Below are 13874 nucleotides of genomic sequence, written 5' to 3' on the forward strand. Positions count from 1 at the left end.
AAGTTAGATATTAGAGAATGGGATTGTCCTAGTTGCGGTATCCATCATGATCGTGATATCAATGCAAGTAAAAACATATTGAACAATGGCTTGGAACAAGCCTTAGTAAAATAGTTCTAGCCTCTACTGACTAGTTGAAATACTAGTCGGCAAGTATGGAATATTCCTAGAAGTTCGGTACTTTAGTGCCGATGTAGTTCACTGGTCACCGGAACAACAAACTCACAATTGGTTAGAAGAAGGTATGTCAACACAATACCATCAACTTTACAATTTGTAATTAAAAACAGTCCCTCTTTTGTCGAGAAGGGCTGTTTATTTTTATATTAAGCTAGCGTTGATATAATGAAGAAAAATTAGCCAGAGGTGAGACTATGAAAATCACTAAATTATTCTTCGAAGAAGGCGGATTTTTTGGCGTGCCAGAATTTGGTGAAATAGATTTGCTGAATAAAACGTTTAAATATAGCAAGGGAATTCTGGATTCTGAACGTTCGGGTTCGGCTGTAAAAAATGATTTGAGTGAAGAACAAATCGAATCGCTACAAAAAAGAATCGCCGATTTACATTTGGAAGATTGGCAAACTGAATACAGTGACAATGACATTTTGGACGGTACCCAATGGAGTTTGAAGATTTCTTTTGATAATGGTAAGAATAAAGAAATTTTTGGTTCCAACAAGTATCCCGATAATTTTGAAGCTATGAAAAAATTATTCGATATTAACTAAAAAAAGTCGCTGAAATTAATCAGTGACTTTTTTGTTTTATAGCAAGTGAATGTCGTTTTCTTCACATTTTTTACGTAAGTCTTCTGGCCAAACGGCAGCTTGAACTTCACCAACGTGAGCTTTGCCGAGTAGTAACATACATAGACGAGATTGTCCGATACCACCGCCGATTGTGTATGGTAGTTCACCCTTTAGTAACATTTGGTGGAATGGAAGTTTTTCACGGTCTTCTTCATGAGCAATCTTTAGTTGTTCTCTCATTGATTCTTCACTGACACGGATACCCATACTTGAGATTTCTAGGGCATGTTGTAGAGGTTCGTACCAGAATAAGATATCACCATTTAGTTTCCAATCATCATAGTCGGGGGCACGGCCATCATGACGTTTACCACTCTTCATAGGTCCACCGATTTGCATTAAGAAGACACAACCGAGTTCTTTACAAATAGCGTCTTCACGTTCTTTAGGTGTTTTGTCAGGCCATCTGTCTTCAAGTTCTTGAGTTGTTACGAAGTGGATTTCGTCAGGCAAGTGGTGAACAGCCTTAGGGAATTTGTACCAAACTTCGTGTTCCATATGCTTGATAACTTTGAAGATTTGACGAACTGTGTGCTTCAAGGCAGCAGTGTTACGTTCATCTTTAGCGATAACTTTTTCCCAATCCCATTGGTCAACGTAGATTGAGTGGATGTTATCAAGATCTTCGTCTTTTCTGATAGCATTCATGTTTGTGTAAATACCTTCGTGCATACCAAAGCCGTAACGTTTCAAAGCTAGACGTTTCCATTTAGCCAAAGAGTGGACGATTTCAATAGTTTCGCCAGGTAGACCTTTCATAGTGAAGGAAACAGGGGATTCCACACCGTTAAGGTTATCATTCAAACCAGTACCTTTTTCAACCATCATAGGTGCTGATAAACGTGACAAATTCAATTCTTTACCAAATTCATCTTGGAATGTTTCACGGATGTATTGAATAGCTTTTTGTGTTTCTTTAACAGATAATTTTGGATCATAATCCTTAGGTATAATTAAGTTCATATTGTTTTCCTCCAATTAGTGGCTGATTAGTCCACCTTATTCTTTGCAAAATAAAAAAGTCTTTCATCGCAGTTATTAAATTAATAATAACTGGGACGAAAGACTTCGCGGTACCACCCAAGTTGCCTATATAAAATAGACCAGCTCAATAAGAACACTAACATGCTCCACCGATGGTAACGTACCGGTTAACGTCTGTACTTACTTTGATTGCTCATTTTAGCCAGAAACATTAAGAAAGTGTTATTCGAAAGATCCATTTACTAATTGGGTTCTCACCATTCCCAACTCACTGTTAGTGTGGAAGATTCTACTCCTCTTTCTTGTCGTTTTTTATCTTGTGACACTAATATTAGCATCTTTTTTGAAAATGTAAACAATTAAATTTGATTTTTATTAATTTTGGCATGAATTATTAGAGGATAATTAATGGTAATATACGAACATACATTCGTATTTAATGATATAATAACTATAAATATTTAGTTGAAGGATGAGCAAAATGGGAGTTTCGAATTCGCAAAAATATACTATTAGTAAACACGCTACCATGAGAATTCATACGAGATTCAATATTCCTAAAAACCGGGTTAAAGCATGGGTAGATCGTTTTTTAGCACAAGCTACCTTTTTTAAAGAATGTGAAAATAGTAAATCAGGTGAGTTACAAATTTTTAAATTAGATGATGTTTTGGTAGTTTTGAACGTGGATGAATACATTGTCATAACAGCTTATTCGTACAATCCATTCAATAAAACTAATGGGTTGAGCGATGAAATGATGAATTTGTTGCGGCCATCTTTAGATAGTATTTTGGCTAAAGAAAAAATCCATTTGCGTGACGATTTGGATGGTTTGATGTTGGACTTGCAGATAGAATATCAAGCTTTTCAAAACCATCCAAAATCGGAGAAATCATTTGAAAAATTTCTTGAAGGTATCGACAAAATCAATCAACGAATTGAAACTAGTCAGTCTTTGATCCAAAATATTGAAAAACTCAAAGAATAAGTAAAACCCCAAGTTCAGTTGAGAACTTGAGGCTTTTTTAGGCTATTAACAAAGTAATGAAATTCCAAAATAGTTTACCGCCATAAAGAATAATAATTATTCCACAAACTAAATTGATAATTCTTAATACTTTAGCATTGAATTTATCTTTAAATTTAGAAACAATAATACTCAATAAAATGAACCAAAGAGCTGAAGCAATTCCGACTCCGGCGATAAAAATAGGGTGGCTGTAACTAGGTAAAGTCACCTGAAAAGCTCCCAGCATCATTGAACCATCGATAATTGCTTGCGGATTAAACCAAATGACTACAAAAGCGGAAGAAATGGTTTTGAAAAGCGTCATTTCAGTAGTGGCTTCGGCACTAATATCAGTTGTTTGCGAGCGTAGAAGATTTATTCCCATATAAATTACGATTAAACTGCCGACCAGTAAGATGATCAGTTGTAACCATTCCAATTTTTTCATGATAGCACCGATACCAAAGAAGCAGGCAAAGGCTAAGGTGACATCAAAAAAGATGATGATAATTGCCGTCAACAGTGACTTTTTGCGCGATTGGGTCAGAGCTGAATTGATGACAAATAAATTTGCTAGACCGATTGGCGCATCGTAAGCAATCCCCATAGTTAATCCTTGTAAGAAAAAGTTCATGATTAGTCCCCCTTTACCAACCAAATTGTATTGATTTTTACCAACATTAACGATTATATAAGTGTTAGAGAGTAAAGTAACCAGCCAAATTGATTAACTTTACCCAACCAAAAGGAGTTAATCATGCAAAAAAATATACCACTACAAATTACTTGGCAACCTGATAAAAAATCTAAAATTCCAGTTTATCGTCAAATCGTGCAGTACGTCTGTGATCAAGTCGCTAGTGGAACGTGGCCTATCAATTCAAGATTGCCGTCGCAACGGGCTTTAGCAACAATGTTTAAAGTTAACCGCAGCACCATTTCAACAGCTATCGATGAATTGACGTCTTATGGGATTATCTCTGGCCAACACGGTGCGGGAACGAGAATTGTTAGTAACACGTGGTCGGTGATGTTGCCAACCAAACCAAGTTGGAAGAAATTTATTTCAGCCGGATATTTAAAAGAAAGCGACCGTAGATTGCAACAAATAAATCAATTAGAATTTTCACCAGATATTATTCGTTTAGGAACAGGTGAACTGGATCCACGATTATTTCCACAAAAAATGTGGTCAAAAATTATGCAAAAATTGAGTACAGAAATTACGTCTTTAGGATACGCGGAACCTTTGGGGATGATGAATTTACGTTTGGCAATAGTTGAACATATGCGAAAAATTGGTGTCGATGTTTCAGTGGATAATGTCTTAATAACATCAGGTGCTTTGCAAGGTTTGCAGTTAATTTCGTCATGCATGTTGGAAGAAGGTAGCACTGTTTTTACTGAAGCACCAACCTATTTGAAGTCGATTCAGATGTTTCAGTCGACCGGATTGAATTTGAATGGTATTTCGATGGATCGCGAAGGCTTGGAATATTGGCAAATGGAAAAGTATTTGCGTGAAGACGAATCGGCAATTTTATATACAATTCCAACCAATCAAAATCCTACCGGTATTACGATGAGTTCCGTACGTCGTCAGGAATTGATGAATTTTTGTATAAAAAATAGACTGCCAATCATTGAAGATGGAGTCTATCAGGAGTTGTGTTTTGAAAAAGAGCCATTACCACTCAAAGCAATTGATGAAAATGGTATGGTGATGTATTTGGGCAGTGCTTCTAAAGCTTTGGCGCCGGGATTGAGAATTGGTTGGGTGATTGCTCCAGCAGCAGTTATCAAGCGACTAGGAGATGCCAAAATGCAAATGGACTATGGAGCTAGTTCCTTATCGCAACTAGTATTTGCGGAGTTTTTGGAAAGTGGTATGTATGATCAGTACTTGGCCGATTTGAAGATTACTTTGAAGAAACGTCGTGATAACGCCTTAGAAACTTTGGAAAAATATTTTAAGGATATCGCTACGTGGGATGTGCCGGTCGGTGGTTTTTATATTTGGTTAACTTTTAATCTAGGTGTGGAAGCTGACGATTTATTCGAAGAAGCCTTAGATAAAGGAATACTTTTGAATCCTGGTGATATTTATGACTTTCGCCACAATCGGTCGTTGCGGATTTCGTTTGCTTACGTCACAGAAAAAGAATTCAATAATGCTATGAGAAAAATTGCCGATTTAGTCCTCAGTTAAAAATCTGTATAAACCTAAGTCGACTTCATGTTCCAAGCGCAAGATAAATTCAACTAACTTCGTTGGTTTATCGTCAACATTTTCTTTGATGATATCTTTAGCACTGAGTGTTTTTGCAGATCCGAGATAGTAGAAATCCTTGCCATCTATCCGGTCATCGTTGGATTTTCTGATGAATAGTTGAATCATTCCAAAGTCTTTGTGTTTAAGTAATTTACTTTCTACTGTATTAGAAGTTGTGCGACCACTCTTGGAAAATAAAGGGATCGTGGAACGGTCAAGGAAAGTGTTGTCATAAACCAGCTTATTTTGAACTTTTTTATTTTTTTGAAGAGAAATGAAGACTGGAAGGAAATGTTCATCATCCCTTAGAGCATAGCCACCGATATTTATGTAGTTAGGTTCCCTTGGCCAATTTAACATCTTGATAATATCGGGACGATAGTATTTTTCGCCAATAGTAAATCTGTTTTGATAAAGCTTTGGATTTTGTGATACATTCCAGAGATTTGCATCAAGGGCATCTTCGAAATAATTTTTAAAAATTAGCGACTGCAGTAGTTGCTGGAATTCGGAAGTGAAAGTCCACTCGCTGTTAATGCGATTGATCAAAGCCATTTGACCGTACTTCTTTTGTTTTACTTTTGAGAAATACGTGAAGCACAGAACAGATGCCACGTTATCTAAAGTTTCTTTATCGCAAAAAATATTTTGAGCTTTTAATCCGGATAATATTTCTTTATCGGTTAAAACTGGCTTGTCTAAAAGTTGTTTCAAAATCCAAGCCTCAACTGGACGTTTGGAAACCGTGATTTCTGCAGAAACGAATTTTAAAAAGTCGTATTGTTTCTTGGTGAGGACGTTTGAAAAATCATCTTCAAATTTATTTTGCATATCGTAGAGAGTGCTGAATTTATCAATTATATCGGGAACTTCGATGCTACCAAGTTTGGCAAAATCCAAAAGCATTGGTTGGCGCAAACCGATTTTTTCCTTGAGATTTTGATAAGCAGTTTTGAATCGTTTCATATCATTCAAACGAGCTTTAGAAACTGAGGTTAGAATTTTTTGGCGAGCAACTTCTTCAAAGTGAATCGTTGAAACACCGGAGATGCTAGGACTGATGATTTGTTTGCGAATTTTCTCTTTGTTATTGGTGTGTGAACGGTCAAAGGCCATTGGAATCATATAATTTTCATCATAATTGCCGATAAAATCTAAAATCGTGACGTATTCTTTATGAGCAAATTTACGCAGACCGCGACCTAGTTGTTGTAAAAAGATGATGCTAGATTTGGTGGGACGCATCATGACAATTTGATTGAGAATTGGGATGTCGACACCTTCATTAAAAATATCAACCGTGATGATATATTGCAGTTCACCCTTAGTTAGTCGGTGAACTGCTTTTTCGCGTGCTTCGACAGTATCTTCGGCGGAAACGAATTGAGATTTGATACCCTTGTTAGTCAGTTTGATGGCCAATTCACGTCCCTCAGCGATGCGACTGACAAAAATTAATCCGTGGACATCATCTTTTCTGGGACCATAGTAGTTAGTTTTCTCAATTAGATGATTAATTCGTTCGTCGGATACGAGATACTTGAGATTAGTCTTATCATCGATCACTTCGCCATCTTTTTCGTAGTCAGTGACACCAATGTAGTGAAAAGGCGTCAGTAAATTATGATCCAATGAATCCAGCAAAGATATTTCATAAGCCAAATTGTAATCGAAATATTCGTAGACATTCGTTCCATCAGTTCGTTCGGGAGTGGCAGTCATTCCTAACATAAATTGTGGTTTGTAAAAATTCATCAAACGCTGATACATAGTTTCCTTTTCACCGTGATTATTTTGACCAACTCGATGAGCTTCGTCGATGATTATGTAGTCAAAAGCTTTGGCACCAAGTTGTTCACGGACTGACTTTTTAGAAACCATATTGACCGTAGCGAAAAGATAACGAGCGTTGAGGTTCTTTTGACTGCCGCTGAGAATACCGTAATCACTGTCAGAACCACCTAATATCTCACGAAAACTGGACATCGCTTTACGCAAAATTTGTTCCCGATGGACGACAAATAATAGTCGTTTAGGTTGAAATTGTTGGACGTTAAAAGCTGCTAAATATGTTTTTCCAGTTCCAGTGGCCGCAACAACTAGACCTTTTTTAGCATGTTGGATATCTCTAAGGTGTTTCAAAGCTTCCAAGGCTGGTTTTTGCATTTGATTGGGAATTATTTTGCCAGATTTATTAACTTTTTTCTTTCGAGAAAACGATGAGTAGTTTGGCTGCCAATCTTCTTTGTATTCGTCAATCCATGATTGAGTCAGTGGAGTAGCCTGTTGCCAAAGTTTCTCTAATTCAGATTTAGCATTACGGACGATTTCACCACGCTCAGTTGAAGTGATGCGCAGATTCCATTCGAAGTTGTTTTTCAAGGCGTTTTGAGTTAAGTTGGCACTTCCAATTACTAAACTTTCGTAGTCATCGTGGTTGAAATAGTAGGCCTTAGTGTGAAATCCATCTTGATCCAAAACTCTGACATCGAGGTTGGGAATTTGAAGTAAATCTTCAAAAACTTCAGGGTTGTTGAAGCCAAGGTAAGTTGAAGTAATCAGTTTTCCATGAACACCGTGAGTTGCAATGTCGGCCAAAGTACTTTTTAGATCCAATAGACCACCAGAAGTAACAAAGGCGACTGCAATTGTAAAAGCTGTGGCATTGCGCAGTTCATCTTCAATCGTATCGAGAACCGTACCATTTTGGTTGGTCACTAAGGCTGGTTGATAGTGGGATAGCGATTGGATTGAGTTGTCGATAAAGCCAAAATTTACGCCTTTGTTGATTTCTTGGTTGGTATTCATTAGTGAGCTCCTAATTGTGATTGATTTTGGGATAAGTATAGCAGATGTGAAAATTAAGGAGAAACTTGTTATATAAAAATAGACTCCTAACTAGGGGAGTCTAAAATTAAAAATTTTTGTCAGCTTTCTATCAAAGCACGATACAAACTTAAATCCACTTCTTGTTGTAATCGGAGAGTAAAGTCAATTAGTTTTGTTTTTTTATTATCCGAGTTTTTAGCGACTTTGTCTTCAGCCTTTATAACACGTGCAGAACCTAAATAGTAAAAATCTTTACCTTCACGTTTGTCATCATCAGATTTTTTGACAAATAACTGAATCATTTCAAAGTTTTTATTACTAATAATTTTACTTTCGGTTTTACTAGTAGTTGAACGACCACTTTTTGAAAACCATCTCATTGTTGAACGACTTAAGAATGCATCTTCATAGGCCATTTTATTTTGAAAGTTTTCGGTTTTTTCTAATGCTATAAAAACAGGTAAAAATTTGGAATCAGGTCGCATGATATAGCCACCAACATTTTGACCATTTTGCTCCTTTTGCCAATTTAGTAATTTAATGACATCAGTGCGGTAATATTTTTCACCAATGATAAAACGAGTGTTGAAAGCTAATGGATGATTTTTAAGTTTTAATAAATTTACATTGATAGCATCTTCAAAATATTTTTTGAATTCTTCTGAATTTAAAGCTGATTTAAATTCAGGGGTTAATTCCCATTTGTTGTCAAAGTGATTGATCAGAGGTGTATCACCATATTTCTGACGATTTCTATCCATGAAATAACTTAAATCTAGTATAGAAGCGACGTTTTTTAAAGAGTCATCATCATAAAAAATATTTGTGGCTCGAAGCCCAGATAAGATTTCATTATCGGTTAATATTTTTTTTGTTGATAATTGTTTTAAAATCCAAGCTTCAATTGGACGTTTTGAAACAGTGACTTCCCTGGAGATAAAATCTAAAAATGCATATTGCTTGTCGTTTAATGATTGAGAAAACCCTTTTTCAAATTTTAGTTGCATATCGTATATAGTGTTAAATTTATGCACTATATCAGAAACGGTGATAGTTCCTAATTTGGCAAAATCCATAAACATGGGTGGTTGAAGGCCAATTTTATCTTTTAGATTATTGTAGGCATCTCTGAACCTTTTCATACTTTCTAATGAAGCTTTTGAGACGGCTTTGAGTACTCGATTACGAGCTACTTCTTCAAAATGAATGGTGGAGACTCCAGAAATGCTAGGACTAATAATTTGTTTGCGTATTTTTTCTTTATTGCTAGTGTTAGATTGGTCAAAAGCCATCGGAATCATATAATTTTCGTCATAATTTCCAATGAAATCTAATACGGTAACTGATGTTTTACCAGGAAATTTACGTAATCCTCGTCCAAGCTGTTGTAAAAATATAATGCTTGACTTAGTAGGACGCATCATAACAATTTGATTTAGGCATGGAATATCTACACCTTCATTAAAGATATCAATAGTTACAATATATTGGAGTTCACCCTTGATTAGTTTTCGAACAGCCTTTTCTCTAGTATCGATTGAATCCACAGCTGAAACAAATTGGGCATTTATACTTCGTACTTTTAATTTGGCTACTAAATCGCGACCCTCTTCTATACGACTAACAAAGATTAGTCCATGGACATTTTCTCCACGCGGGCCATAGTATTTAGTTTTTTCTACTATATAATTGACTCTTTCATCGGAGACTAAATATTTTAGACTGGTTTTGTCATCAATAATATGACCATCTATCTCATAATCTGTTACGCCAATGTAGTGAAACGGGGTAAGGAAATTATGGTCTAATGCATCTAAAAGAGAAATTTCATAGGCCAGGTGGTAGTCAAAATATGCATAAACATTTGTACCATCGGTACGTTCTGGCGTGGCAGTCATACCAAGCATAAATCTTGGTTGATAAAAATTCATGAGTTTTTGATACATAGTTTGTTTTTCATTAACTTGATTTTCACTAACTCGATGGGCCTCATCAATAATTATATAGTCAAATCTCTTTGAGCCTAATTGCTTACAAATATTTTCATCAGAAGCCATGTTCACTGTAGCAAAAAGATAACGTGCATCAATTTGTTTTTTATTTCCACTAAGTATTCCGTAGTCTTTATCAGGACCACCTAGGATTTTTTGAAAACTTTCTTTTGCTTGTTCAAGAATTTGTGCACGGTGTACAACGAATAAGACTCTTTTAGGTTTAACGTTTCTAACATCAAAAGCTGCTAAGTATGTTTTTCCAGTTCCTGTTGCTGCGACTACTAGAGCTTTTTTAGCATGTTCTTTTTCTCTTAGATTTTTTAATGACATTAGGGCATTATTCTGCATTTCATTAGGTGAAATTGTACCAGGTGGCTGATTTTCTGGAGAAGGTTCTGATACTGAAGAAGCTGGTGGTTCCCAATTTTGCCTGTATTTTTCTATCCAAGAACTAGTTAAAGGTGTTGCCTTTTGCCAGAGGTAATCTAATTCTTTTTTGACACTTTGAACAATATCTCCACGTTCGGTCGATGTTACTCTTAAGTTCCATTCAAAGTTCTTTTTTAAAGCATCTTGAGTTAAATTAGCACTTCCAACTAAAATACTTTCATAATTACCATGATTAAAATAGTAAGCTTTTGTGTGAAATCCGTTTTGATGTAAAAGTCTGACATCTAGATTAGGGATGTAAGTTAAATCTTCGAACACTTTAGGATTATTAAATTTTAAATAGGTTGAGGTGATTAATTTGCCCCGTATGCCATGAGATGCGATATCTGCTAATGTACTTTTTAAATCCAGTAATCCGTCGGATGTAATGAACGCTACTGCAATGGTAAATGATTTAGTACTGCGTAATTCTTCTTCCAATGTATCAAGGACGGTTCCGTTATGATTGGTTACAAGTGAAGGCTGATAACGATCTAGTGATTCGATTGAGTTATCAATAAAGCCAAAATCTATCCCTTTTCTTATATTGTTTTCGTAATCAGTATTCATAATTGAACCCAGTCTTTGCTAGGACCTTAATTATAGCAACATCGCTAGGGGCCCAATCTAATGCAAGAGCTTCACCTGGAGTAACCCAACGCAATTCATCATGCGCGATAGTTTTAGAAATATTACTGTCTAATCTGACGTAATAACAATGAAGTATTACTTCTCCAAATTCTAATTCTGCAATTCCATCAATAGAAAATTTTTCAAATACAGTTGCTTTTGCACCGAATTCTTCTTTTAATTCTCGTGACATAGCAGCTTCTGGTGTTTCTGAAGGTTCAATTTTTCCGCCAGGAAATTCCCAATATCCTCCAAGAACTCGATTAGATGCACGTTGTGCAGCAAGTAATTTGTGATCTTTAATAATGATTGCTCCTACAACTTGAATTTTACTCATATGACCACTCCTATTAATCGTTATTTCAATAGATATAGTATATCAAATGTAGGTATGTACTGAATTCAAAGTATAGAATATAGATAATAATTAAAAGATGGGAGAAGAAAATTATGTACAAATATCAATCTCAAACAACCAACCCCAAAATCAACTACTTCATAATAGATTCCAGCTCCAGTCCCAACCACAACGATGTAGACTTCAAATACTACAGCTACCAAAATCAAATCAACAAGCAACTCCATACCGGAGACCTGATAATCTATCGCAGATCAGGCAGTGCATCGGAATGGGGCAACGAGTTCTACTTATACGGAGCAGCTCAACTAGGGGATGTAGTCCAAGCGGACCCAACAACAGGCAGCAGCTTACTAGAAGTAAAGAATCCTTATCTTTTCTCTCATCGCTTAATGAAACAAAACTTACGGACCTTTGACTGGAAATTCCGCAAGTTCAAAGGCAAATGGTCTAACTTTTTCAACATGAACGGCATTACTCAAATAACTAAAGAAGATTTCCTTGGCTTATTGAATCGGCAAAACAATCTATCTCCAGAATTTGCCGACTTGTCTAATGATGAAGAGTTATTATCAGTCAAATGTTACCAAGCTCAAAGGCACGAATTATATACAATAGAAGATACTGCTAAAGGAATCCCCACTCGCAGAGCCGCAGATAAATATTTTTCCGACCAAGTAAAATTTAATTATCATTATAAATCAGCTCTAACTGGAACTTCTGATGAAGATGAATTAGTTGCAACTAGAATCATCCCATGGGAAGACAACAAAACCACTCGCTTAGATTATCGCAATGGAATTTGTCTAACAAAAATGTTCGCAAAAGCTTTCACACAGGGCTATTTCACGTTTTCCAACCAAGGGCATATAATCTTATCTAATCTAAGTTCAGACGATCCAGAGCTCAATAAAACACTAAATAAATACAAAAATAGAAAAATACATATGAATAGAGAATATTCTCCTAATAAAAAATATTTACAATACCACCGTGAGCACATTTTTAAGCAATAATAGCTATTGACTAATCAACAAGTGATTTGTATTATAATTACAACAACTTTTAATTAAGTCCAGAGAGGCTTAGAAAGTAACAATTAGGAGGGGAACCTTCTCAAACTAAACTTTCTTTGTCTGCTGGCAGAGAAAGTTTTTTTTATTGCTTTAGGTTTAATATATTTAAAAATATCTAATAAAACTATGATTTAAATTAAAATTGTTTTAATAAAACTATTGACGATTCACGAAGATGTTTGTATTATGGGAACAATAACTTTTAATGGGACCCTGTGAGATCTTGAAGGCGAAAGAACCACAGAGAGGATTCTCTGAGCAATTCGTACTGGTGAAAAGTCTTTAAATTTGAATTTTTAATTGGATCCAGAGAGGTCCCAAAAGTTCAGTCTAATCAATCGTCTAGGACTAACTTTAGGGATGCTTATCAGCATCCCTTTTTATGTACCAAATTTTTATCAATTCGGAGGACAAATATGAAAAGATACCTAGTTTTTGAAGATGGAACATACTTTGAAGGTACGGCTTTTGGAAGCGACACAGAAACAATCGGCGAACTTGTTTTTACAACAGGGATGAGCGGATATCAAGAAGCAATTACTGATCAATCCTACAATGGACAAATTATTAACTTTTGTGCACCAATGATCGGTAATTATGGTGTCGCTAAGAAATTTAATGAATCCAAAAAGCCTACTATAAAGGGCGTATTAGCCCGAGAAATAACCGATGTCACAGGAAACTACCAAAGCGAAATGACTATCGATGAATTTCTAAAGCAAGAGAATGTCCCCGGTATCCGACGAATTGATACACGTGCAATTACCTTAAAGATTAGAAAAGCTGGCTCACTAAAAGCAGCTATCGTTGACGATTTAGACTCAGGACTTATTGACCAAATCAGTACTTGGAAATTAGACGATTCACAGTTAGAAAAAAGTATCACCCCTACACCAGCAGAATTTGCAGGCAGCGGCAAACACGTCGTTGTACTAGATTTCGGATACAAAGAAAGTATCATTTCCGAACTAAAGAAGCGTTGTCTGAAAGTCACTATCGTACCAGGCAATACTTCTCTAGAAAAAATAAAAAATCTTAACCCAGATGGGATTTTGTTAAGTAACGGACCTGGAGATCCAACTAGACATACAGATATTTTGCCAACCATTGTGGAATTGGAAAAACTTTATCCAGTCTTTGGAATTTGCATGGGTCATCAATTATTGTGCCTAGCTAACGGTGCCAAGACTTTCAAGATGAAATTTGGACACCGTGGATTTAACCATCCCGTTAAGGACTTAGAAACTGGTCGTATCTACTTCACTTCACAAAATCACGGTTATGCCGTTGACGCTGAATCAGTTGAAGATACTGATTTGAAAGTTACACAAGTGGAACTAAACGACCAAACAGTTGAAGGAGTAGAGCATACTAAATACGATGCTTTTTCTGTGCAATTCCATCCTGATGCTAAACCAGGTCCACACGATGCTGATTTCTTATTTAACAAATTCTGGAATGCGATTAACAAATAGCTG

Annotated in this window: 11 protein-coding genes and 1 other annotated feature; of the genes, 6 read left to right on the top strand and 5 right to left on the bottom strand. The window is 35.9% G+C overall.

From position 1 onward, the window contains the following. Nucleotides 1–9 precede the first annotated feature (9 nt). Both FC88_RS13115 and FC88_RS06065 read left to right on the top strand, forming a co-directional pair. Nucleotides 10–114, top strand: coding sequence for a zinc ribbon domain-containing protein (locus FC88_RS13115; RefSeq protein ID WP_420865079.1), 105 nt, complete (start codon nucleotides 10–12; stop codon nucleotides 112–114). 260 nt (nucleotides 115–374) lie between these two features. After that, the gene (locus FC88_RS06065) at nucleotides 375–731 is read left to right on the top strand and encodes a hypothetical protein (protein ID WP_057813798.1); all 357 of its coding nucleotides are present in this window, start codon (nucleotides 375–377) and stop codon (nucleotides 729–731) included. Nucleotides 732–767: 36 nt separating this feature from the next. Here FC88_RS06065 and asnA read toward each other — a convergent pair whose 3' ends face one another. Next, on the bottom strand, nucleotides 768–1775 hold the full coding sequence (asnA, locus tag FC88_RS06070) for an aspartate--ammonia ligase (RefSeq protein WP_057813800.1): 1008 nt from the start codon (nucleotides 1773–1775) through the stop codon (nucleotides 768–770). A gap of 88 nt (nucleotides 1776–1863) precedes the next feature. Then, nucleotides 1864–2111 (bottom strand) — a binding site (T-box leader). 166 nt (nucleotides 2112–2277) lie between these two features. Between asnA and FC88_RS06075 the strand changes: the two genes are divergently transcribed. Continuing rightward, nucleotides 2278–2787 carry a hypothetical protein gene (locus tag FC88_RS06075; protein ID WP_057813801.1) on the top strand — a complete coding sequence of 170 codons (510 nt, stop codon included), beginning with the start codon at nucleotides 2278–2280 and terminating at the stop codon, nucleotides 2785–2787. Nucleotides 2788–2824: 37 nt separating this feature from the next. Here the strand turns inward: FC88_RS06075 and FC88_RS06080 are convergent, their stop codons facing one another. Then, nucleotides 2825–3442 carry a LysE/ArgO family amino acid transporter gene (locus FC88_RS06080; protein ID WP_057813804.1) on the bottom strand — a complete coding sequence of 206 codons (618 nt, stop codon included), beginning with the start codon at nucleotides 3440–3442 and terminating at the stop codon, nucleotides 2825–2827. 123 nt (nucleotides 3443–3565) lie between these two features. Here FC88_RS06080 and FC88_RS06085 point away from each other — a divergent pair, with 123 nt between their 5' ends. Continuing rightward, a complete protein-coding gene (locus FC88_RS06085) occupies nucleotides 3566–5017 on the top strand; it encodes an aminotransferase-like domain-containing protein (protein WP_057813806.1) in 1452 nt (483 codons plus the stop codon). On the opposite strand, the gene FC88_RS06090 is transcribed toward FC88_RS06085, so the two are convergent. The 3 genes from FC88_RS06090 to FC88_RS06100 all read right to left on the bottom strand — a co-directional run bounded on the left by FC88_RS06090 (nucleotide 5003) and on the right by FC88_RS06100 (nucleotide 11299). Beyond that, nucleotides 5003–7888 (bottom strand): DEAD/DEAH box helicase, encoded by a 2886-nt coding sequence (locus tag FC88_RS06090; RefSeq protein ID WP_057813809.1) that lies wholly within the window; start codon nucleotides 7886–7888, stop codon nucleotides 5003–5005. The genes FC88_RS06085 and FC88_RS06090 overlap by 15 nt on opposite strands. A 119-nt stretch (nucleotides 7889–8007) precedes the next feature. Beyond that, nucleotides 8008–10902, bottom strand: coding sequence for a DEAD/DEAH box helicase (locus tag FC88_RS06095; RefSeq protein ID WP_057813811.1), 2895 nt, complete (start codon nucleotides 10900–10902; stop codon nucleotides 8008–8010). After that, a complete protein-coding gene (locus tag FC88_RS06100) occupies nucleotides 10892–11299 on the bottom strand; it encodes a (deoxy)nucleoside triphosphate pyrophosphohydrolase (RefSeq protein ID WP_057813813.1) in 408 nt (135 codons plus the stop codon). Before FC88_RS06100 ends, FC88_RS06095 begins: the two co-directional genes overlap by 11 nt. Nucleotides 11300–11412: 113 nt before the next feature. Between FC88_RS06100 and FC88_RS06105 the strand changes: the two genes are divergently transcribed. Both FC88_RS06105 and FC88_RS06110 read left to right on the top strand, forming a co-directional pair. Then, on the top strand, nucleotides 11413–12336 hold the full coding sequence (locus FC88_RS06105; protein ID WP_057813816.1) for an HNH endonuclease: 924 nt from the start codon (nucleotides 11413–11415) through the stop codon (nucleotides 12334–12336). Nucleotides 12337–12812: 476 nt separating this feature from the next. Next, nucleotides 12813–13871 carry a carbamoyl phosphate synthase small subunit gene (locus FC88_RS06110; RefSeq protein ID WP_057813819.1) on the top strand — a complete coding sequence of 353 codons (1059 nt, stop codon included), beginning with the start codon at nucleotides 12813–12815 and terminating at the stop codon, nucleotides 13869–13871. Nucleotides 13872–13874: the final 3 nt, after the last annotated feature.

This window comes from Companilactobacillus futsaii JCM 17355 (assembly GCF_001435505.1).
GTDB lineage: Bacteria > Bacillota > Bacilli > Lactobacillales > Lactobacillaceae > Companilactobacillus > Companilactobacillus futsaii.